This is a genomic window from Hydrogenispora ethanolica, from assembly GCF_004340685.1.
Classification (GTDB): Bacteria; Bacillota; UBA4882; order UBA8346; family UBA8346; genus Hydrogenispora; species Hydrogenispora ethanolica.
Map to the genome: position 1 here is coordinate 36475 of NZ_SLUN01000004.1, position 20774 is coordinate 57248.

Annotated in this window: 17 protein-coding genes and 1 riboswitch; of the genes, 14 read left to right on the forward strand and 3 right to left on the reverse strand. The window is 57.3% G+C overall.

Annotation, left to right across the window (positions count from 1 at the left end):
* The first annotated feature begins 8 nt into the window (after positions 1–8).
* The 3 genes from EDC14_RS04625 to EDC14_RS04635 all read left to right on the forward strand — a co-directional run bounded on the left by EDC14_RS04625 (position 9) and on the right by EDC14_RS04635 (position 5074).
* A complete protein-coding gene (locus EDC14_RS04625; protein WP_132013058.1) occupies positions 9–2435 on the forward strand; it encodes a glycoside hydrolase family 94 protein in 2427 nt (808 codons plus the stop codon).
* Positions 2436–3457: 1022 nt separating this feature from the next.
* Positions 3458–4489: a UDP-3-O-(3-hydroxymyristoyl)glucosamine N-acyltransferase gene (gene lpxD, locus EDC14_RS04630; protein ID WP_132013059.1), complete on the forward strand. Its 1032-nt coding sequence runs from the start codon at positions 3458–3460 to the stop codon at positions 4487–4489.
* Positions 4490–5074, forward strand: coding sequence for a dienelactone hydrolase family protein (locus tag EDC14_RS04635; protein WP_132013061.1), 585 nt, complete (start codon positions 4490–4492; stop codon positions 5072–5074).
* Between the two features lie 548 nt (positions 5075–5622).
* On the opposite strand, the gene deoC is transcribed toward EDC14_RS04635, so the two are convergent.
* Positions 5623–6297, reverse strand: coding sequence for a deoxyribose-phosphate aldolase (deoC, locus tag EDC14_RS04640; RefSeq protein WP_132013064.1), 675 nt, complete (start codon positions 6295–6297; stop codon positions 5623–5625).
* 95 nt (positions 6298–6392) lie between these two features.
* Positions 6393–8768: a DUF4962 domain-containing protein gene (locus EDC14_RS04645; protein WP_132013066.1), complete on the reverse strand. Its 2376-nt coding sequence runs from the start codon at positions 8766–8768 to the stop codon at positions 6393–6395.
* Between the two features lie 178 nt (positions 8769–8946).
* A riboswitch (FMN riboswitch) is annotated at positions 8947–9063 on the forward strand.
* Positions 9064–9185: 122 nt separating this feature from the next.
* Between EDC14_RS04645 and ribD the strand changes: the two genes are divergently transcribed.
* From ribD to ribH, 4 genes are read left to right on the forward strand one after another with little or no spacing between them, the layout of a single operon-like run.
* Positions 9186–10346, forward strand: coding sequence for a bifunctional diaminohydroxyphosphoribosylaminopyrimidine deaminase/5-amino-6-(5-phosphoribosylamino)uracil reductase RibD (gene ribD / locus EDC14_RS04650; protein ID WP_243662814.1), 1161 nt, complete (start codon positions 9186–9188; stop codon positions 10344–10346).
* Entirely contained in the window at positions 10331–10978 is a 648-nt protein-coding gene (locus tag EDC14_RS04655) for a riboflavin synthase (RefSeq protein WP_132013068.1), read from the forward strand. Before ribD ends, EDC14_RS04655 begins: the two co-directional genes overlap by 16 nt.
* Positions 10979–11022: 44 nt before the next feature.
* On the forward strand, positions 11023–12216 hold the full coding sequence (locus EDC14_RS04660; RefSeq protein ID WP_279388733.1) for a bifunctional 3,4-dihydroxy-2-butanone-4-phosphate synthase/GTP cyclohydrolase II: 1194 nt from the start codon (positions 11023–11025) through the stop codon (positions 12214–12216).
* A 48-nt stretch (positions 12217–12264) separates the two neighbouring features.
* Positions 12265–12726 (forward strand): 6,7-dimethyl-8-ribityllumazine synthase, encoded by a 462-nt coding sequence (gene ribH, locus EDC14_RS04665; protein ID WP_132013071.1) that lies wholly within the window; start codon positions 12265–12267, stop codon positions 12724–12726.
* Between the two features lie 138 nt (positions 12727–12864).
* On the opposite strand, the gene EDC14_RS04670 is transcribed toward ribH, so the two are convergent.
* The gene (locus tag EDC14_RS04670) at positions 12865–13113 is read right to left on the reverse strand and encodes a hypothetical protein (RefSeq protein ID WP_132013073.1); all 249 of its coding nucleotides are present in this window, start codon (positions 13111–13113) and stop codon (positions 12865–12867) included.
* 483 nt (positions 13114–13596) lie between these two features.
* Here EDC14_RS04670 and EDC14_RS04675 point away from each other — a divergent pair, with 483 nt between their 5' ends.
* The 7 genes from EDC14_RS04675 (at position 13597) to rpe (ending at position 20684) form a co-directional block, all read left to right on the forward strand.
* Positions 13597–14625 carry a substrate-binding domain-containing protein gene (locus EDC14_RS04675; RefSeq protein ID WP_132013074.1) on the forward strand — a complete coding sequence of 343 codons (1029 nt, stop codon included), beginning with the start codon at positions 13597–13599 and terminating at the stop codon, positions 14623–14625.
* Positions 14626–14771: 146 nt separating this feature from the next.
* Complete coding sequence (locus EDC14_RS04680) at positions 14772–16091, forward strand: ABC transporter substrate-binding protein (protein ID WP_243662815.1); 1320 nt, start codon at positions 14772–14774, stop codon at positions 16089–16091.
* Between the two features lie 190 nt (positions 16092–16281).
* Complete coding sequence (locus EDC14_RS04685; protein ID WP_341540146.1) at positions 16282–17037, forward strand: carbohydrate ABC transporter permease; 756 nt, start codon at positions 16282–16284, stop codon at positions 17035–17037.
* On the forward strand, positions 17037–17912 hold the full coding sequence (locus EDC14_RS04690) for a carbohydrate ABC transporter permease (protein WP_132013077.1): 876 nt from the start codon (positions 17037–17039) through the stop codon (positions 17910–17912). Before EDC14_RS04685 ends, EDC14_RS04690 begins: the two co-directional genes overlap by 1 nt.
* Before the next feature lie 88 nt (positions 17913–18000).
* Positions 18001–19074, forward strand: a complete 1074-nt coding sequence (locus EDC14_RS04695; RefSeq protein WP_132013079.1) for a zinc-dependent alcohol dehydrogenase — start codon at positions 18001–18003, stop codon at positions 19072–19074.
* Positions 19075–19086: 12 nt separating this feature from the next.
* Positions 19087–20019, forward strand: coding sequence for a ribokinase (rbsK, locus tag EDC14_RS04700; RefSeq protein WP_132013080.1), 933 nt, complete (start codon positions 19087–19089; stop codon positions 20017–20019).
* Positions 20016–20684 (forward strand): ribulose-phosphate 3-epimerase, encoded by a 669-nt coding sequence (gene rpe / locus EDC14_RS04705; protein ID WP_132013082.1) that lies wholly within the window; start codon positions 20016–20018, stop codon positions 20682–20684. The genes rbsK and rpe overlap by 4 nt, the downstream gene beginning before the upstream one ends.
* Positions 20685–20774 lie beyond the last annotated feature (90 nt).

The window sequence follows — 20774 nt, forward strand, 5'->3', positions numbered from 1 at the left end:
GAAATGGGATGAAATTCGGTTATTTCGACGATTCGCAAATGGAGTACGTGATTACCACGCCGCGCACGCCGCGCCCCTGGATCAATTACCTGGGTTCGCAGAATTTTTTCGGATTGATCTCCAATACCGCCGGGGGCTACTGCTTTTACAAGGACGCCCGCTTGCGCCGGCTCACCCGCTACCGGTACAATCAAGTGCCGGTGGATACCGGGGGACGTTACTTTTACATCAACGACGGGGGAGCGGTTTGGTCCCCGTCCTGGCAGCCGGTCCAGGCCGAGCTGGACGGGTACGAGTGCCGCCATGGCCTGGGCTATACCCGGATCACCGGGGTCAAAAACGATCTGAAGGTGGAAGCGCTGTTCTTCGTCCCCTTGGATCACGATTGCGAGATTCACCGGGTCACCCTGACCAATCAGGGCAAGGAGCCCAAGAGCTTCAAGCTCTTTTCGCTGGTGGAGTTCTGCCTGTGGAACGCCTATGACGACATGACCAACTTCCAGCGCAATTTTAATACCGGCGAGGTCGAGGTGGACGGCAGCGTCATCTATCACAAGACCGAGTACCGGGAGCGCCGCAACCATTTCGCCTTTTACGGGGTGAACCATCCCCTGGCCGGGTTCGACACGGACCGGCATAGCTTTACCGGGCTTTATAACGGCTTTCATAATCCCGAGGTCGTCGTAAACGGCCAGTCCCGCAATTCGGTGGCCGACGGCTGGTCGCCCATTGCCTCCCATTGCCTGGCGATCACCCTGGCGCCGGGGGAGAGCCGGGAGCTCATCTTCGTCCTCGGCTACGTGGAGAACGATCCGGAGCAGAAATGGGAGCGGCCGGGCGTCATCAATAAAACCAAAGCCCGCCGGATCTTGGCGGATTATGCTTCCCCGGACCGGGTCGGGCAGGCTTTGGCGGACTTGCGCGATTACTGGACCGGACTGTTGGGCGTCTATACGGTGGCCAGCGCCGACGCCAAGCTGAACCGGATGGTCAATATCTGGAATCCTTATCAGTGCATGGTCACTTTCAATCTTTCGCGGAGCGCGTCCTATTTTGAATCGGGGATCGGCCGCGGGATCGGCTTTCGCGATTCCAACCAGGACATTCTGGGTTTCGTCGGGATGGTGCCGGAGCGCGCCCGGGCCCGCATCCTGGATCTGGCGGCGACCCAGTTCCCCGACGGCAGCGCGTACCACCAATACCAGCCGCTGACCAAGCGGGGCAATGCCGATGCCGGAAGCGGCTTCAACGACGACCCGCTCTGGTTGCTCTATTCGGTGATCGCTTACCTCAAAGAGAGCGGGGATTACGCCATCCTGGACGAGGTCGTGCCGTTCAACAACGATCCGGCGGTGACCGCGACCCTCTTTGAGCATTTGGAATGTTCGATCCGGCACGTCTGGGAGCACCGCGGGCCGCACGGCCTGCCGCTGATCGGGCGGGCGGACTGGAATGATTGCCTGAATCTGAATTGCTATTCCACCACTCCCGATGAGTCCTTCCAGACCTGCACCAGCAAGGATGGGAAGACCGCCGAGTCGGTCTTCGTCGCCGGGATGCTGGTCCATATCGGCCCGGAATACGCCAGGCTCTGCCGGAAGCTGGGGCGGGACGACGCCGCGGCAAGCGTCTTGGAGAAAGTCGCCGCCATCCGCCAGGCGGTCCTGGATGCCGGCTTCGACGGCGAGTGGTTTCTCCGCGCCTATGACGACAGCGGCCGGAAAGTGGGGAGCCGCGAGAATGACGAGGGACAGATCTTCATCGAGCCGCAAGGCATGTGCGGCATGGCCCGGATCGGCGAGGAAAAGGGCCTGACCCTCAAGGCTCTGGACGCGGTGAAGCAGCGTTTGGATACCGCGCATGGCCTGCGCCTGGTCAACCCGGCCTACTCCGGGTACCGGCTGGAACTCGGGGAGATCTCGACCTATCCGCCGGGGTACAAGGAGAATGCCGGCATTTTCTGCCACAACAATCCCTGGGTGATGATCGCCGAAACCATGGTCGGCCGGGCCGAACGGGCCTTTGAGTATTACCGGAAGATCGCTCCGGCCTATCGCGAGGAGATCAGCGATCTGCACCGGATGGAGCCCTATGTCTATTCCCAGATGATCACCGGCAGCGACGCCAAACGGCACGGTGAAGCCAAGAACTCCTGGCTGACCGGGACCGCCGCCTGGAATTTCGTTGCCATTACCCAATATATTTTGGGAGTCCGGCCCGATTTCGAGGGGCTGGTGGTCGATCCCTGCCTCCCGGCCGAGCTGGCGGAGGTTACCGTCACCCGGAAATTCCGGGGCGTGGCATACCGGATCCAGATCGCCAACCGGCGCAGCGGCCACTATCGACTGACCGTGGCCGGCCGGGAAGTGGACGGCAAAGTGATCCCGTTGACCGCCGGCGCCGGCCCGGTGGTGGAAGTGTATTGCGAAACCTGAGGTTCCGGGAATGATCAGTATCGTATGAAGATGGCATGACGGAACACTTTCTTCTTTCCTCCTTTCTTTTGTAACCAACTTTTGCGGTTGGTTACTTTTTTTTGAATTTGCTTATATAAGTTGAATTAAATTTCTATTATGCATCATGTCCCTAAAGCCGGCCATGAAGGATAAATTAAGGAATTTAATTCAACTTATTACCGCTGTAATAGGATGAAATAAAATTCCGTTTTGATTCCATTTGCATTCGGTCTTCTATGCAAACGGCTTTGTTAAATGTCGTTTGCATTAGGAATGCAAATCTTATTAAAGAAATTTATTTCATCCTATCCCGGCGAAGCCGGAACCAAAAAGGTTTTTGGAGATCAATAGAGAGACAAAGCAAGTCCAAAAGCGACCTCTCCCCGATCCCCTCCCCGGCGAAGCGAATTCAGATAGACATTTCGACGGGGAGGGGTCAATCGCTTGAAACGAGGGCCAATGTTTATGCAAAAAGGTAAGTTTTTACGTGAATCAAACGGAAATAGGCCAAAGATAAAACCCCAAAATGGGCGCAATAATTTGTGGCAATCCACCCCTCCCCGTCGAGTCTACCATCAGAAATAACTTCGCCGGGCCATGTCCAGGAAGGATAGAGTCCGGCGGTTCACGGATGAAATACCGCCGGGGAGGGGACAGGGGGAGAGGTCAGTTTTTAGACAATCAGCGCGGCAAGGATCAGTTTGATTCTAAAAACGTCTCTGTATAACCTTGTTACGCATGAGTTTACAAGATCGCTTTTAAATATTTTACGCAAAATGAACTCAATTTCGTTCGTTAGATGGCCTATATAGAATGGGGTTGAATGAGCGGTTTCGGCGCAAAATAGAGTTGCTTTTTGGGAAGAATTCATCTACAATCCGAGATAGATGAGAGCGATCGACGGGATTCCGAAAGGGAATTCTTTTTTTACTACCCCGGTGGTTCAATCCATCGATAAGGAATTGGCTCACCGGATTCAATCGTGATAAGGAGATGATTGCATGGCCACACTGGCGGAGTTGGCGGCCTTGGTTGGCGGAGCGGTATTGGGGGATGGCGGAACGGCGATCGAGGGCGCGGCCGGTCTCGACGGCCTCCGGCCCGGCGTGATCACCCTCGGCGCCACCGATCAGGCGATCGCCGCCGCGTTGCAGGGGCCGGCGGCGGCGGTCATTGTTCCGGAGCGTGTCACCGAGCTGGCCAAGCCCGGAATCAGGGCCGTCAACCCCCGCCTGGCCTTCGCCCAGATCCTGACCTATTTCGCGCCGCAAGTTACTTGCGTCCCGGGCGTCCATCCGACCGCGGTCATCGGAAAGAACTTCCGCGACGGCGGTTGTCAGGTGGGCCCGTTGGTCTATATCGGGAACGAGGTGAGCATCGGCCGGGGAACGATCCTGCATCCCGGCGCGGTCATCGGCGACCGGGTCACCATCGGCGCGAACTCCATCATCCATTCCAACGTCGTCATCCGCGCGGAATGCCGCATCGGCGACCGGGTCGAGATCCACGACGGAACGGTGATCGGAGCGGACGGTTTCGGGTATGTGACGGTCGAGGGCCGGCACTATAAAGTCCCGCAGCTCGGCATCGTGGTGATTGAGGATGAGGTGGAGATCGGGGCCAATAGCGCCATCGACCGGGCCACGACCCATGTGACCCTGGTCAAGCGGGGCACCAAAATTGACAATCAGGTGATGATCGGCCATAACAGTTCCATCGGCGAGCACAATATGATCTGCGGCCAGGCGGCCATGGCCGGCAGCTCCATCGTGGGCGACCGGGTGACGCTGGCGGCGCGGGCCGGCTTGACCGGTCATCAGGAGATCGGGCACGACTCGGTCATCGCGGCCTGCGCCAAAGTCATCGGAAATCTGCCGCCGGGTTCCTTCGTCTCCGGCGATCCGGCCCGGCCGCATCAGAAGACCATGCGGATCCAGGCGTCCTTGAGCCGCCTGCCGGACCTGGTCAAAGAGGTCCGGGAACTCCGCAAGCTGGTTCAGGAGTTGCGGGAGGAGCAGGGAAAGCGGGATTAGATGGGTGAACCGTCGCGACGATTAATCATTTTGCTGCATGAGATTTACGGCGTCAACCGCCACATGGAATGGCGGGCCGAAAGGCTGCGGCGGGAAGGATACGAAGTGCTCTGCCCCAACCTGCTCGGCCGGGAGCCCTTTGAATATGAGGCGGCGGCCGAGGCTTACGCCTATTTCCTGAACGAGGTGGGCTTTGAGAAAGCTTATCAGGAGGCGCGCCGGATCATCCTCGACCAATTGCCCCGGTACGATGCGCTGTACCTGATGGGATTCAGCGCCGGAGCGACGGTGGCCTGGCGCTGCAGCGAGCTTGGCGTGCGGGGCGCGGTGGGGTATTACGGTTCGCGGATCCGCGACTTTGCGGCAGTCCGGCCGGAGTGCCCGGTTTTGCTCTTTTTCCCCGAGACCGAGCCGGGTTTTACAGTGGCGGAACTGGTGGAGACCCTGAATCACCGGCCGAAGGTGGAGTGTCATGTCTTCGCGGGAGCGCACGGCTTTGCCGACCCGTTCTCGGCCCGGTACCATCAAGCGTCAGCCGCTCGCGCGGAAGGGCTGCTCCAACGTTTCCTGGGGGAGATTGGCTAAAGCTCGTATTGAAAAATGGCTAAAATGTCAAAAAGGCTGTCCCAAAAGTAATTTCGGGGCAGCCTTTTGCGCGGTCCGGGGTTCGGTCCGGCTTCCCCGGGCCTTGGGGAAGCTTCTTTGCGGCTTGGTCCCGCTTCCTCAAGACCCGGGGAAAGAAGGATGGTTCTTCGGGAAGCCAGGATGAACATTGAAGATGCAGGTATGCGTCTTGAGGAAGCATCCCGAAGGTTTGGTTCTTTGTCCCGGAACCTCCGGGATGCTAGGATGACCCTTCGGGAAGAAAGGATCAAGGGATCCTCTGAAAGGATCAGGGGATCCCTTACAAGGATGAAGACCATCCTTGACACGGATCATAGCATTCCTAACATGGATCGCAAGATCCCTTGAAAGGATCGCGGCATCCCTTCCAAGGATGGCTTTCATCCTAACAAGGATGAAGAAGATCCGAGTTGGACGGAAGATCATCCCTGACATGGCGGCGCCATTCCGGAGCGGACCTAAAGGTCCTTCATCCGGCCGCAATCCCGTGGCTTAAACCGCGGCACCCGTTACGAGGGATTCAAGCCCGCGATAAGCTTAATTCCCGAGCTGGTGCCGATGCGGCTGGCGCCGGCTTCGATCATCGCCAGGGCGGTGGGGAGATCGCGGACCCCGCCCGAGGCTTTCACGCCGAAATCCGGTCCGACGGCCCGCCGCATCAGGGCGATGTCGGCCACGGTGGCGCCGCCGGGACCGAAACCGGTGGAGGTCTTGACGAATTGAGCGCCCGCTTCCACAGTCAGATGGCAGGCGGTGATCTTTTCGGTCTCGGTGAGCAACGCGGTCTCCAGGATCACTTTGACCAGCGCCCGTCCGGCCGCGGCATCCACCACCGCCTTGATCTCATCCCGGACCAGTCCCAGCAGGCCGGATTTGAGCGCACCGACGTTGATCACCATGTCGACTTCGGTGGCGCCTTCGGCGACCGCGGCGGCGGCCTCGAACGCCTTCACTTTGGGGGTGTTGGCGCCCAGCGGGAAGCCGATGACGGTACAGACCTTGACGGAGGTATCCTGCAGCAGTTCGGCGGCATCGGCGACCCAGACCGGGTTGACGCAGACCGAGCAGAAATGGTGCTGGCGGGCTTCTTCACAGAGATTGATGATCTGAACCCGCTCGGCCTCGGGTTTCAGAATGGTATGGTCAATCATGGCCGCCAGTTGTTGGGCTGAAATTTGGCTCATCAGCATGACCTTCCTTTGCGCGGATTTGCTTTGGATCTCTTGCGAAGGATATTCGCTTCTCCTTTGCCTATTTCCTGTCGGTTCCGGAAACAGTTTTACTGAATCTGGATGGTTCCATCCCGCGTCAATTTCAGAAACAGGCATTGCGTCTCCCGGTCAAACCGCCAATCGGCCCCGGGTATCCCGGAGATCGCCTGGGGGACGAAAGGCAAACGGATTCGCAGTTCCGTGACGCCGGGGACGCTCGCCGACAGCCGCAGCCCGGCGGCGCTGAAAGCGCCCTCCAGCGAAAGGGCTCGCGAAGCTTCCAGCTCCAGACCGGCGCCCTGCAGCAGCCGGCCGTCGATCAGCAGGAACTTGACCGGCTTGCCGGCGGCGGTGGTAATCACCCCGGCTTTGCCGTGCAACCGGCCTCGTTCCGTTTTGAATTCGGCGCGGCCTTCTTTGGTCAGCATGATCTGATCTTGACGGGAATGATCGGCCACCATCAACCGGTAGCCAGAGTCCCGTTGCTCGACCCGGACTGCCGGGGCCGTTTCCCGGGGCAGCCGGTAGGGTTGGAGCAGCGTCAGAAAGTCGCGGGCCGTTTGCGGTCGCTCGGCCGCGACCGTGAGATGCCATTCCGGAGGCAGCTTGGCGGCAAAGTGGGGATCCACCGGTACGCTGAAACGGTCGGTTTGGCTGAAATCCAACTGGCCCGGTTCCGGTTCCAGGAACATGACCCGCAGTCCGGCTTGATGGCGCTCCATGGTCGCTGTCCCTTGCGCCGGAACAATGGCGAAGGGTTCCTTGGCATGCAGCAACCATTGATAAGAGACGGGCGCCCCGGACTGCAGTTCGTCAAAGACGATAAAATAGCGCCGGTCCACGAAGAGCACGTGACGTAGCGCCTGCCGCGCGCCGGCTTTCCGGTAAGCCGGCGTGGCGTCGCCGCTGGCGAAGTCGAAGCCGGGCCCGGTGTAAAAACGGCGGATCGTTCCCGTGGCCGAAGCGTCTTTGACCGGCTGGCCCTCCCCGCCGAAGAGGACGGCGTTCTTGGACCGGGTGGTGCGGGTCCAGCCGAGATGATGGGGGCTGTCATACCATTCCCGGTAGCCGGAGGAGATCGCCAGCGGCTCGCCGAAGGCATTCAGCACCAGGCTGTTCTGATCGGAGAAGCTGTGGCTGGCCGATCCGTAGGGGCTACTCTTGAAACCCAGCATGATATCGTCCCGGCCGCCGAGAGCCGAATGCATGGCCACCCAGCCGATATCCCGGAAGAAACGGCTGCGCGGCAGTTCCGCCAGGCTGCGCGGCGCCAGCTGGCTCTGATCCTTGCGGTAGAGCTGGAAGAGGGTATCGAAGTAGGAGAACTGGTAATAATCCCGGCCGCTGGGATAGCGTTCGAAGATGGTCCGGAAATACTGTAGGAAGTACGGGTCCTGATAAAACAGGGCCAGCTTTTCGAAGATCAGCGCGATATTGGGATTGGGCGCCATAACGTTGCAGAGGTCGCCGAAGGAGGAAGCCGGGAAAGGCTCCAGGTTGTAGAGGGCGAAATAGCCGGTGTTCCGGAAAAAGGGTTTTTGCAGGATCTCCGTCAGGTTCAGCGCCTGCATCGCGTCCAGGAATTGAAAATGCTGATTGGTGGCGGTGGCCCAATAGTTTAAGCCCTCGGACCAGCCGCCGTCGGCGCCGCCCCAGACCGGGAAGCGGCGCAGATAATACTCATAGGCCCAGGCCAGATAGGTCGGGGCCTCGGGCAGGTCCTGATAAAGCACCAATCCGGCGATGCCCAGGGTCGAGATGAAACGCAGCGGATGGCTCAGGGAATTATCGGGCGGCGTCGGCCGGTCCAGACTGAATTTGCGGGTGATATGAGGGAAGAGAATCTTCAGGCGAACGTCCAAGGCTTGCAGGATGGCCCGCCGCTCGGGCGGGGTCAGGGCGTCGTGGGCCCAATCGTAGGCGTAGAGCATCGGCCGGAGCGACTGGATGAAGGCCTCGTCGTTCTCCCGGATATTGATCCCGCCGTTCACATCCCAGCCGGCCAGATGGAGCAGCCAGCGGGCGGCCTCCCGGCCGTAGACGGGGTCGCCGCTGAGCAGGTAGGAGAAGGCGTATTGTTGGGCCTGGCTTCCGGCGTAAAAAGCGGTTTGGTAGCCCTTCCGCCAGATCTCGCGGCCGTCGAAGCCCTTGCCGTGCGGCGCGGGCGGCTCATCGGGCAGCGGCAGTCCGGACGGGGGGATCAGCACATTCTTGAAAACCGCCGGATACTCCCGGCGCTGCCGCATCGCCATGACGAAGCGCCGGAACTCCGGCAACTCCGATCGCGTGAGCATCAGCCGCGGGTGATCACCGGGAATCCGCGGCGTCAGGAATTGCACCCGTTCCGCCACCAGCGCCGCGTCATTCGAACCAAATTCGGCTTGGATCGCGGTCCCGGGCCAACATATCAAGAGGAGTAATAATAGGCTTAATAACCGTTTCATGAAGCATGACACCTCGATTTATTTAGGTTGGAACCGTTTGCGCCGTCAAGCGTTAGACGTTCCGCCGGTTGCTTTGGTTGAGGGATTCCCGGATATTATTTTGTTAGGAAATGGTTAACCCTCTTGCCGAATGTCGAAAACTCGGTTATCATAAGGGTAATATTCGTGCTATGAATTGAATAACCTTCGGGGTCGGTGCAATTCCGAGCCGGCGGTAAAGCCCGCGAGCCTCTTTGGAGGCAGATTTGGTGAGATTCCAAAGCCGACAGTACAGCCTGGATGGGAGAAGGTATGCCTTGAATTTCAGCGATGTCCATCATCGACCCGAAGCGTATTGGCCGGGTCGATTTTTTATTTGATAAAGACTTAGCACCGGGGGCAAGTTTAGGATGGATCGGATGGGAGGAAGCTTGAAATATGAATGACGAGTCGGGTTCGGAACGGGAGATCTCGGAAAGCCGGATCGCGGCTGCGGATCGCCGCTATATGAAACGGGCTTTGGAACTGAGCAAGCGCGGCCAGGGGCGGACCTGCCCCAATCCGTTGGTGGGCGCGGTCATTGTCAAGGAGGGACGGGTCATCGGCGAAGGCTGGCATCGGGGGTCGGGCCTGCCGCACGCCGAGATCGAAGCCTTGCGCTCCTGCACCGAAGACCCGCGCGGCGCGACGATCTATGTCACGCTGGAGCCCTGCAATCATTTCGGGCGGACGCCGCCCTGCTCGGAGGCTTTGATCGCGGCGGGCATCGCCGAAGTCCAGTACGCCATCGCCGATCCCAATCCGGTGGCCGGGGGCGGCGCCGCCCGCTTGGCCGGGGCCGGGGTGAAGGTGGCCGGCGGCGTTGGCCGCAGGGAAGCCTTGGAGCTGAACCGGCGTTTTTTCCACTTCTGTCTGACCGGCCGGCCCTGGGTGATTCTGAAGGCCGCCATGAGTCTCGACGGCAAGATCACCGGCGCCACCGGCCAATCGCAGTGGATCACCGGCCCGGCGGCCCGCCGGGTGGTGCACCGGCTCCGCTCGGAAGTTGCGGCGGTGCTGGTCGGGGTGGAAACGGTGCGGGCCGACGATCCGCAACTGACCAACCGGACGGCCCGGCCGGCAGTCCGCCAGCCGTTGCGGGTGGTCTTCGACAGCAACCTGCGTCTGCCGGATCAGAGTAAACTGGTGCGGGAGAGTCCGGAGCAACTGATCGTTTTTTGCACCCGCAAGGCCGGGGCGGAGCGGATCCAACAGCTGTCCCGGTCCGGCGTCCGGGTGATCCGGCAGGAAGGGGACGGCGCGGTGGACCCGGCGGGCGCGCTGGAAAGCCTCGGCGGGATGGGGGTGCAGTCCGTCCTGGCGGAAGGCGGAGCCGGTGTCTTCACTTCGCTGGTCCGGGCGGATCTGGTCAATGAATATTACCTGTTTTACGCGCCGTTCTTCATCGGCGGCCCGACCGCCAAAGGAGTGGTCGGCGGCCCGGGCGTGGCGGTGCTGGCGGAAGCGCCGCGGTTGACCGTCGCCGGGGTGCGGCGGGTTGGGAATGATGTGTTGGTCCATGCGTACCGGGAGGAGTTGGCGACATGTTTACCGGTTTGATTCAAGCGGTCGGAACCGTGCTGGAACGGCAGGTCACGGCGCGGGCGGCGCGGTTGAAGATCCGGACCGATTTGGCGGAGGGCCTGCGCTTGGGCGACAGCGTGGCGGTGAACGGCGTCTGTCTGACCGCCGCGCGGTTGGGCGGCGGCTGGTTCAGCGCCGACGTGATGCCGGAGACCTGGCGGAGCAGCAATTTGTCGTTTTTGAAACCGGGCGCGGCGGTGAACCTGGAGCCGGCCCTGGCCCTCGGCGACCGGCTCGGCGGCCATCTGGTCAGCGGCCATGTCGAGGGGATCGGCCGGATCCTTCGGATCGAACGGCAAAATAACGCGGTCCTGATCCGGATCGGCTTTCCGAAGCAATTGGCCCCCTGGATCGTCCATAAAGGGTCCATCGTGGTGAACGGCATCAGCCTGACCGTTCAGGCGCTGGCCGGGACCGAATTCATGGTCTCCCTGATCCCCCATACCTACCGCGAGACCAACTTTCCCGGGCTTAAAGCGGGCGACCCGGTCAATCTGGAGACCGACCTGCTGGCCAAGTACGGGCGGCAGGGGGATGCGGCCGTTGCGGAGGAGCCGGGCCGGGGCAAGGGAATCAGCGTCGAGTTCCTGGCGGAACACGGATTTTGATAAATAGCATTCATAACGTGACTTTTCTGTGGAAGTAAGGAGGAATCATCATGAATACGATTCAGGAAGCCATTGAAGAGATCCGGCTGGGCCGGATGGTGATCGTGGTCGACGACGAGGACCGCGAGAATGAAGGCGATCTGCTGATGGCGGCGGCGAAGGTCACGCCGGAGGCGGTCAACTTTATGGTCAAGTACGGCCGGGGGGTGTTGTGCGCGCCGCTCACCGCGGCCGCGGCCCAGCGGTTGAATATTCCGCCGATGGTCAGCCGCAACGCCGAGTCGATGGGGACGGCCTTCGGAATCTCGGTCGATCACCGGGACAGCACGACCGGCATCTCCGCCGGGGAACGGGCGCTGACCATTCAGGCGCTGGCCGATCCGGAGTCCGGGCCGGACGATCTGGTGCGGCCGGGGCATATCTTTCCAGTGATCGCCAAGGACGGCGGAGTGCTGGTCCGGGCCGGGCATACCGAGGCCGCGGTGGACCTGGCGCGGCTGGCTGGCCTGGAACCGGCCGGGGCGATCTGCGAGATCCTGAACGAGGACGGCACCATGGCCCGCCGGCCCGATCTGGAGCGTTTCGCCGCGGACCACGGCCTGAAGATGATCAGCGTCGCCGATCTGATCGCCTACCGCAATGCCCAGGAGCAAGTGGTGCGGCGCGAGGCGGAGACGCTTCTGCCCAACCAGTACGGGACCTTCAAGATGTACGGCTACGCCACCATTTACGGGCATCAGGAACATCTGGCGCTGGTCTACGGCGATCTGGAAGGAAAAGTTCCCCTGGTGCGGGTCCATTCCGAGTGCCTGACCGGGGACGCGTTGGGGTCCTATCGCTGCGACTGCGGCGAGCAGTTGCGCAAGGCGATGGAGCTGATCGCGGCGGAAGGCGCCGGGGTCGTTCTCTACTTGCGCCAGGAGGGCCGGGGCATCGGCCTCTTGAATAAGCTCAAGGCATATGAGCTGCAGGATCAGGGCCAGGATACCATCGAGGCCAACGAGTCGCTGGGCTTTGAGGCCGACCTGCGCGACTACGGGGTGGGCGCGCAGATCCTGCGCGATTTGGGTCTGACCAAGATCCGGCTGCTCACCAACAATCCCCGCAAGCTGATCGGCCTGACCGGGCACGGCCTGGAGATCGTCGAACGGGTGCCTTTAACCGTGCCGGTGCGGCCGGCCAATCAATTTTATATGGAGACCAAACAGAAGCGGATGGGGCATTTGTTGGAAGAATGATTGGTTTTTGATTCTGTGTTGCTATCGAATAAAGGAGGATACATGACCATGAACATCATCGAAGGATATTTAGGCGGCAGGGACTTTCGGATCACCATTGTGATCAGCCGGTTCAACAGCTTCATCACCCAGCACCTGCTGGACGGGGCGGAGGACGCGCTGAAACGGCACGGCATCGCCGATGAAAAGATCACGGTAGTCTGGGTGCCGGGCGCTTTTGAGATCCCGGCGGTCGCCAAAAAGGCCGCCGAGTCCGGGAAGTATGACGCCGTAATCTGCCTGGGGGCGGTGATCCGCGGCGCCACGCCCCATTTCGATTATGTGGCGGCCGAGGTCTCCAAGGGAGTGGCGGCGGTGGGCATGGCCACCGGGGTGCCGGTAATTTTCGGCGTCTTGACCACCGACAGCATTGAGCAGGCCATCGAACGGGCCGGAACCAAGGCCGGCAACAAAGGCTGGGACGCGGCCATCTCCGCGCTGGAGATGGCCGATCTGAGCGGGAAGCTCTAAAACGCGGCCTCGGGTAAGGATTCAATGTAAAAAGCCGGTAGGAGCTCTGAATGAGTTCCGACCGGCTTTGGCGACAAATATTAAATAACCCTGCGGCCTATGCCGCAGAAGCATGATGAAAGCAAAGGTTTGCTTCGGCTATTTTACCCGCTTGACTTCGACCTGTACTTCATTGTCCAATTCTTGGATCATCTGCCGCAATTGTTGATGTTCTTGTTGATTTTGAAGTTTGAGATGGAGAACTTCGGATTGCAAGGAGCTAAGTTCGGCCTTCACTTCGGAAAAGCCTTGTTCAACTTGCTGGTTGAGCAATTGGAGGCCTTCGCCAAAGGTCCGAAACTGTGCCCGCAGATCTTCAAGCAATACCGCTACTTGCCGATCATCCATTCCAATAACACCTCCAAGCGGACTCATAACGAATTGATTGTATCATATTTCGGCAGGGACGACTACGAATACTTTTCTTATTTATACCATTATTCAAAGAATCTCGTCAGAGTCTTCATTTACCGCTCGTCGGCGGAAGTGATGGTTTTTATCAAGTGGCTTTTCAATTCAACAATTGAGAGTATTCCATGCATTGAAGGGGTACGCCGGATTGGGAGAAGAGGGGGGTGTTCAAAAAGTTGTAACAATCTGGCTTGAAAAGTGAATCACTTGATGATATAATCAAAACTGAAATCGGGCACGCAACTCAATTGGTGTTTTTTATGCGGCAATTATTCGTTAATGAGCGGTTCTGCTTAAATAACGAAATGAGCGCGGTCTGTACAACCGGCGTTTAAAAGTGATTCGTTACATGATAGGGAAAAGAAAGCGGAAATAGATGAAACATTAATGGGCACGTAGCTCAAAATAAGGAGACTGTTGATGACTTCCTTGGAAGAATTGGCAAAAAAACTGAATGTATCGCGGGCCACCTTGGATCGGGTGATCCATGACCGGCCTGGTGTCAAAAAAGAGACCAAAGAGCTTATTCTAAAGCGGATTAACGAGATAGGCTACAAACCGAATAGTGCCGGGAAAGCTCTGGCTCTTCAGAAAAAACTGAATTTTGGGATTATTCTCTCTTCCGATTTGACTCCGGAGGATAATACGTTATTTTCGCTAATCCTTGAAGGAATGCAGTTGTGTATCGAGCGTCTCCAGAATCGTGGGGTCAATTTCATTATCCGCCGCATGACCACTGGCCGGGCCGAGGACCAGGTAAAGGCGATCGACGAGTTTATTAAAATGGGGGTTACCGGGATTGCGATTTGTCCGGAAGGAGAACGAAAGAAAGAGATTCCGGCTGCCGTGCAACGGGCCAGGGAAAAAGGGATCATCGTAACCTGTTACTTCAATCATATTGAGGCGGACTTCAACTATTTCGTGGGTTCAGACAGCGCCAAGGAGGGACGGGTGGCGGTGGATCTGCTGGAAAAGTTCATGCACGGTGCCGGCGAAGTGGCGCTCTTTTCGGGATTTCTCCATAATACGGTTCATCAGACCCGAATCGCCAGCGCGGTGAGTAAGATTCATGAATACGACAACCTGCGGATCGTGGCCAATGTTTCGGGAAATTACACCGAAAATATCGCTTACAATTCCTGCCTGGAGATCATCCGGAACCATCCTGACGTGAAGGGGATTATCGCCAGTTGTGGCGGAATCGCCGGAATTGTAACCGCTTTAAAAGAATGCAATCAGTTCGATAAAGTGAAAGTGATTTTCTTCGATTTCACCACGAAGGCTGAGATATTCGTAATGGAAGGCCTGGTTGATGCACTGATTGGCGTGGACTTAATCAAATTGGGCTATTGCACCATCAAATCCCTGTACGAACTCGCAATCTACGGCTTTGCCAATGAGATTGAAACGACCATGCCGATGCTGGTTAAAACGAAGGAATCGTTATAAGAATTCTTCGATAAAAATTTTTGTTTAAAATTGTGCACGCAGCTCATTTTGATTAAGTGCCTAACTGAGGCGATTTGAGGCTAAGGAGGGATGGATGGCATTTTGAGTTTTTGAGTTCTAAAAGGATAAAAAAGGGGGAAGTTAAGTTGAAGTTGCAAAGAACCAGAAAGTTTTGGCCTCAAGTATTGTTTGGGATGTTCATCGTGGCGTTGTGTGCCGGCTTTGGAATAACCTGGGGTGGTTCGGTAGACGCCGCCAAGGGCAAACCCTATGCCGGAACCAAGATCCGTTTTCTGGCGGGTAATCATAACTGGACCGAACTGCTGCGGCCTTATTTTAAGGAATTTACCGAACGGACGGGAATTGAGATTGAATTCGAATCTCTGCCGGAGGAACAGCTAAGCACGAAGTTGGCGGTGGAGTGTACGTCCCGCTCCAAAAGCTTAGATGTATTCATGTTCCGTCCGCTTCAAGAGGGCCGGCTCTTCATGAAAAACGGCTGGCTGCAAGAGATCGATGGGCTGGTTCAGAAGGACAAGGCTTTCGATCTCAAGGACTTTATTCCCTCCACCCTCGAAGTGGTGAAAGACAAGGACAAGATCGCCGGCGTACCTATCGTCACTGAAAGAGAAATCCTCTATTACCGCAAAGACCTATTCAAAAAGTATAAATTAAATCCCCCGAAGACATTGGATGAGTTAATGGCGACCGCCAAGCGATTGAATGATCCGAGCAACGGCATCTACGGGTTTGTGGCAAGAGGCCAGCGGGCAGCGGCCGTAACCCAATTCTCCAGTTATTTGCGAGGCTTTGGCGCTGATTTCATGAAAGACGGCAAAGCCACCATCAATACGCCGGAAGCCATTAAAGCCTTCCAGTTTTACGGCGATATCTTGAGAAATTATGGCGCGCCGGGCGTCCTGAACATGAACTGGCCCCAGGCCGCAGGTGTGTTCGCGCAGGGCAAGGCGGCGATGTATACCGATGCGGACAGCTTGTACCGGTCAACTGTGGATAAGGACAAATCGCTCATCGGCGAACATGTCGGTTTTGCGCCATTCCCGGCCGGACCGGCGGGGGCCAGACCGTACAACGTCGTCACTTGGGCGCTTGGCGTCAGTCCGAATAGTACCAAAAAGGACGCGGCCTGGGAATTCATTCGTTGGGCCACCGGCAAAGCCATGGTGATGCTTACGCAGCAGGGCGGGGTACCCGGAGCCCGGCGCTCGATCTGGAAACGTTCGGTGGGGACTAAAGGTTTTCCGAAGGAACTGGTGGCGGTGATCAACGCCTCGGCCTCCATCGGCGTGAGTTCCGACCGGCCGCTGGTAATTCAGGTGGGTGCCGCCCGGGATGCTATTGGTGATGTGATCACCGCGGCCATCGAAAACCGGGATGTGGCGGCTGCGGCCAACAAAGCCAACCAGATTTTCCAGGCGATCATCGACAAGGATTTCGGCAAATAGCGATTATGGCAGGCTCCCGGGTTCTTTTCGGGAGCCTGCTTCGAGAAATAGGGAGGGAAGGAAATTGTTGACTCGCTGGATAGACAAGAATCTCAAGTTTATTTTTACTTTGCCAGCAGTTATCTTTGTACTGGTCATGATCGCACTTCCTATTGTATATACCTTTCGGTTGAGTTTCTTTGAGTGGAGCATGTCGAATCTGACGCCTCCAAAATGGCTGGGGTTGAACAATTATGTCGAGTTAATGCAGGACCAGCGATTTTTGATGTCGGTCTTCCGCACGCTCTACTTTAGTGTCTTGGCGTTGCTCTTTGAGACCGTATTCGGCGTGGCCATCGCGCTGCTGCTGAACCGCGATTTCCTGGGCAAGAACATTGTCAAAACCCTGTTTTTATTGCCGATGATCGCCACGCCGGTGGCGGTCGGCTTGATCTGGATGCTCATTTATGAGCCGACCATCGGCTTTGTCAATGTCGTGGTCAAAGCGTTGGGGTTCCAACCACTGGCCTGGCTCGGCTCACCCAAGACGGCATTTGTGTCGCTGCTAATCGTGGATATCTGGGAATGGACCTCGATGATCGCCCTGATCGTGCTGGCCGGTTTGAGCGCGCTACCCCATGACCCCTATGAGTCGGCGACAGTCGATGGCGCCAACGGGTGGCAGGTACTATGGAAGATCACCATTCCGCTGGTCAGTCCGACCATTATGATCGCGGCGTTGCTGCGATTGATCGATGCCTTGAAGACTTTTGATATCTTTTATGTCACGACCCAGGGCGGACCGGATTATGCCAGTGAAACCGTTAACATCTTAGGATACATCCAGGGTTTTCAATATTTTACGTTTGGTAAGGCCTCGGCGTTGCTGGTAATCTTCTTTATTATTGTGCTTTTGATCAGCCTGGGCTTTATTAAAGTAAAAAACAAAGTCGGGGTGGATTTCTAATGGCAAACGAGACGGCAGTCGCCGCGAAAAGTCGGCAAGTCATCGGCAAGCGCCGGAAAAACCGGAAAATTGCTTTCGAGGTTACGCGTCATATCCTGATTTATCTGATTCTGCTGGTGGTGTTGTTCCCATTAATCTGGATGGTCTTGGCATCCTTCAAGACCCAGGTGCAGATCATGTCGGTGGACCAGAATCCGTTTCAATTCACTCCGACCTTCAAGAATTATGTTGCAGTCTTCTCGGAATATAACTTTTTAGGTCCCATTAAAAACAGTTTTATCATCGCCTTTTTATCGATTCTTTACGCCTTGATCCTGGGCTTGCCTGCCGCTTATGCCATCGCGCGGTTCCAACAGAAACTTTTCGGCCTGATCATTCTGGTGGTAAGGATCATCCCGGGGATTACCTTTTTGGTACCCTGGTATATTCTGTTTACCCAGATCGGGCTGGTTGATACCTATACAGCCCTAATCCTCACCCATATGCTGGTGGCGTTGCCATTCGTAATCTGGATTATGATCCCTTACTTTGAATCATTGCCCAGGGAACTGGAGGAAGCCGCTTGGGTGGACGGTAGTTCGCGGGTGGGAACCTTTTTCCGGATTATTCTGCCATTGTCCGGACCGGGGATCATCACCTCATCGATCCTGTCGTTCATTTTTTCCTGGAACAACTTTATGTTTTCTCTGATTCTCTCCGGAACAAACACCAAAACTTTGCCGATCGCCGTGTTCAGTTTCGTTTCATATTCCCAAATTAACTGGGGCGGGCTGATGGCGGCGGCTGTGGTGATCACCGCGCCTATCCTAATCATCTCGCTGTTCTTGCAGCGCTATATCATCAAGGGATTGACGGCCGGAGCAGTCAAAGGTTGAGCCGGGCCGAGCGGGCATAGGAAGCTTTGAGACTTGAGATTCCAAAGACAGTCAAAAGAAAAACATCGACAACACGGAGGAGAAGACCATGAAAGCAGCAGTATTGAAGAAACCGCAGACCTTGGTAGTGGAGGAGATTCCGAAGCGGTCTTATGACCAAAGCCAGGTATTGGTGGAGGTGAAAGCCTGCGGCATTTGCGGCAGTGATTTACGGTATTACAAAGGGGAGAATCCTTGGGCCCTACATACGCTGGGCGAAAACCGGCCCAATCCCGCCAATATCATTTTCGGCCATGAGTTTGCCGGGGACGTGGTGGAGGTGGGGAACCCCGATTTTAAGGAGATGATCGGGAAACGCGTCGGCATTCTGGCCTTTAATACCTGCGGCGTTTGTGAATTTTGCCGGACCGGACGTTACAATCTCTGCAAGAACACTAAGCACATCGGGCATGGCGCAGGCTGGGGCGAGATGAGCTATTATCCGGGCGGGATGGCCGAATACTGCGAGGTTTGGCGAACCCATGTCTGCGAGATACCGGACTCGATCTCCTATGAAGAAGCGACCTTACTCGATCCGATATCCGTGGCCATCCACGCCATTACTCAAACTGCGATTCAACCGGCCGATCAGGTTCTGGTTTTGGGTTCGGGCCCGGTGGGGTTGTGCATTTCACAAGCGGTGCGCGCTTACGGAGCCAGTCGGGTCTATTGTACGGATGTCTTTGACAAAGCGTTGGAAATAGCCGGTTCGATCGGGGTCGACGAGGCGCTTGACTCCAGAAAGACAGATATCGTTGGATTCATAGCGAAGAAGACGCATAATCGAGGCGTCAATATCGTATTTGACACGGTGGGAACTGCCCAAAGCCAGAGTGATGCCCTGAAATGCCTGGCGGTCAGCGGTACGCTGGTAAACCTAGTAGCCAATGAGACCAAGGCCAGCTATCGGCTGATGGATCTCAGCGGAGAACGCCGAATCGTCAGTTCGGCCAATAATAAATATGAAGATTACCTGCTCGGCATCGAATTGTTGGAGTCCGGCGTCATCCAGGCAAAGCCGCTGATCACTCATACTCTCCCGTTGGAACAGGTCAATGAGGGGTTTAACATTCTGTTCCATAAAGAACAATACCAGGCCATGAAAGTAATCATCCTGCCGTAGGGGGCGATCAAGTTGGGCGATCACATTTTAGTCATCGGCAGCTCCAACATGGATGTTTTTATCAAGACCGCCAAGGTGCCGGCCGCCGGCGAAAGCTCCTTCGGCTCAGCCATGAGTTTCCTGCCCGGAGGGAAAGGCTCCAACCAGGCGACGGCCCTGGCGCGATTGGGGGCGGATGTCCGTTTCTCGGCCAAGATCGGCAAGGACTCCTTCGGCGACGGCATATACCACACCTTATTGAATGAGAAGCTCGATCCAGCGGCGTTATTCATCGATGAACAGACCGCCACCGGAGTCGCCTTCATCATCGTCGAGGAGAGCGGCGAGAACCGGATCATTGTGCTCCCCGGCGCTAACATGGCTTATCAGGAAGCAGAGGTCGACCAAGTCCGGCCGCTGATCGAATCGGCCCGAATCGTCCTGCTGCAACTGGAGATCCCCATTCCCAGCGTGAAAAAGATTATCGCCATCGCCCGCCGGCACAAGGTGCCGGTGGTGGTGGATGCCGGTCCGGCGCAATCGTTGCCGCTCGACCTATTCCAAGGAGTCACCATCTTAAGCCCGAATGAGACTGAGGCCCGGGCCCTGACGGGAGTCGCCATCGCCGATCTGGACTCGGCCAAGCGGGCCGGGAAGATCCTGCTAGCCTCCGGCGCTCAGATTGTGGTCCTGAAGTTAGGGGATCAGGGCGCCTTGGTCGGTGACGCGACCGGATTTCGCCATCACCGCGCCTATGCGATCGAGGCGGTGGATACGACCGCGGCGGGCGATGCCTTCAGCGCGGCGCTGACCTTCTATTATAGCCGGGGGTACAGTATTGATGAGAGCGTGAAGTTTGCCAACGCGGTCGGCGCGTTGACTGCCACCCGGGCCGGTTCGTTACGGTCATTGCCATCCCGGGAGGAAGTGGCGAGCTTTGTCTCGGCCCGGGGAGGGATTTCATGAAAGTCAGAATTTCCGCCTCGTTGATGTGCGCCGATCCGTTACGCTTGGAGGAGGCCGTCCGCCAACTGGAGGACGCCGGTTGCGATTGGTTCCATATCGATATCATGGACGGCCGGTTCGTGCCCAACCTGGCCATGAATTTTGAAACCGTCCGGCGGATCAAACAGATCAGCCGGGTACCGCTGGACGTGCACCTCATGGTGGAACAGCCGGAACAGTACCTGGATCAAGCCATTGACGCCGGCAGCGACATCATTACTTGCCATGCGGAGAGCACCAGGTGCCCGATCCGGCTATTGGAGAAGATCCGTCGAAACAACGTGCAAGCGGGGTTGGCAGTCAACCCTTTCACGGCCTTGCATCAGCTCCGCTACCTTGTCGATTATTTGGATCTGCTGCTGCTCATGACGGTGGAGCCGGGTTTCGCCGGTCAGAAATTCATTGCGGCGATGCACGCCAAGATCGGGGAGGCACGTTCCCTGGTGGGCGGCATCAACCTGGCGGTGGACGGCAATATCAGCACCGGAAACGCTTTGGCGGCGCTGGAAGCCGGCGCTAATATTCTGGTGGCGGGGACCTCGGCCGTCTTCAAAAAAGGCGGAAGCCTGGCGCAGAATCTCCGCCAATTCCGGGAGTCGCTGGATTATGGCCGGTCCGGGCGGTAACAGTAGGGTACTGAATATCGAATAAAGTATGGGAGATAAACCGATGTCAACGTTTAGATTTTCCACGGGCCTGCGCGAAGTGGAATTCGC

Bases quoted from the DNA above. Each gene is read 5' to 3' on its own strand.
- EDC14_RS04625 (WP_132013058.1), top strand. From the start codon at position 9: ATGAAATTCGGTTATTTCGACGATTCGCAAATGGAGTACGTGATTACC.
- lpxD (WP_132013059.1), top strand. From the start codon at position 3,458: ATGGCCACACTGGCGGAGTTGGCGGCCTTGGTTGGCGGAGCGGTATTG.
- EDC14_RS04635 (WP_132013061.1), top strand. From the start codon at position 4,490: ATGGGTGAACCGTCGCGACGATTAATCATTTTGCTGCATGAGATTTAC.
- deoC (WP_132013064.1), bottom strand. From the start codon at position 6,297: ATGAGCCAAATTTCAGCCCAACAACTGGCGGCCATGATTGACCATACC.
- EDC14_RS04645 (WP_132013066.1), bottom strand. From the start codon at position 8,768: ATGAAACGGTTATTAAGCCTATTATTACTCCTCTTGATATGTTGGCCC.
- ribD (WP_243662814.1), top strand. From the start codon at position 9,186: ATGAATGACGAGTCGGGTTCGGAACGGGAGATCTCGGAAAGCCGGATC.
- EDC14_RS04655 (WP_132013068.1), top strand. From the start codon at position 10,331: ATGTTTACCGGTTTGATTCAAGCGGTCGGAACCGTGCTGGAACGGCAG.
- ribH (WP_132013071.1), top strand. From the start codon at position 12,265: ATGAACATCATCGAAGGATATTTAGGCGGCAGGGACTTTCGGATCACC.
- EDC14_RS04670 (WP_132013073.1), bottom strand. From the start codon at position 13,113: ATGGATGATCGGCAAGTAGCGGTATTGCTTGAAGATCTGCGGGCACAG.
- EDC14_RS04675 (WP_132013074.1), top strand. From the start codon at position 13,597: ATGACTTCCTTGGAAGAATTGGCAAAAAAACTGAATGTATCGCGGGCC.
- EDC14_RS04685 (WP_341540146.1), top strand. From the start codon at position 16,282: ATGTCGAATCTGACGCCTCCAAAATGGCTGGGGTTGAACAATTATGTC.
- EDC14_RS04690 (WP_132013077.1), top strand. From the start codon at position 17,037: ATGGCAAACGAGACGGCAGTCGCCGCGAAAAGTCGGCAAGTCATCGGC.
- EDC14_RS04695 (WP_132013079.1), top strand. From the start codon at position 18,001: ATGAAAGCAGCAGTATTGAAGAAACCGCAGACCTTGGTAGTGGAGGAG.
- rpe (WP_132013082.1), top strand. From the start codon at position 20,016: ATGAAAGTCAGAATTTCCGCCTCGTTGATGTGCGCCGATCCGTTACGC.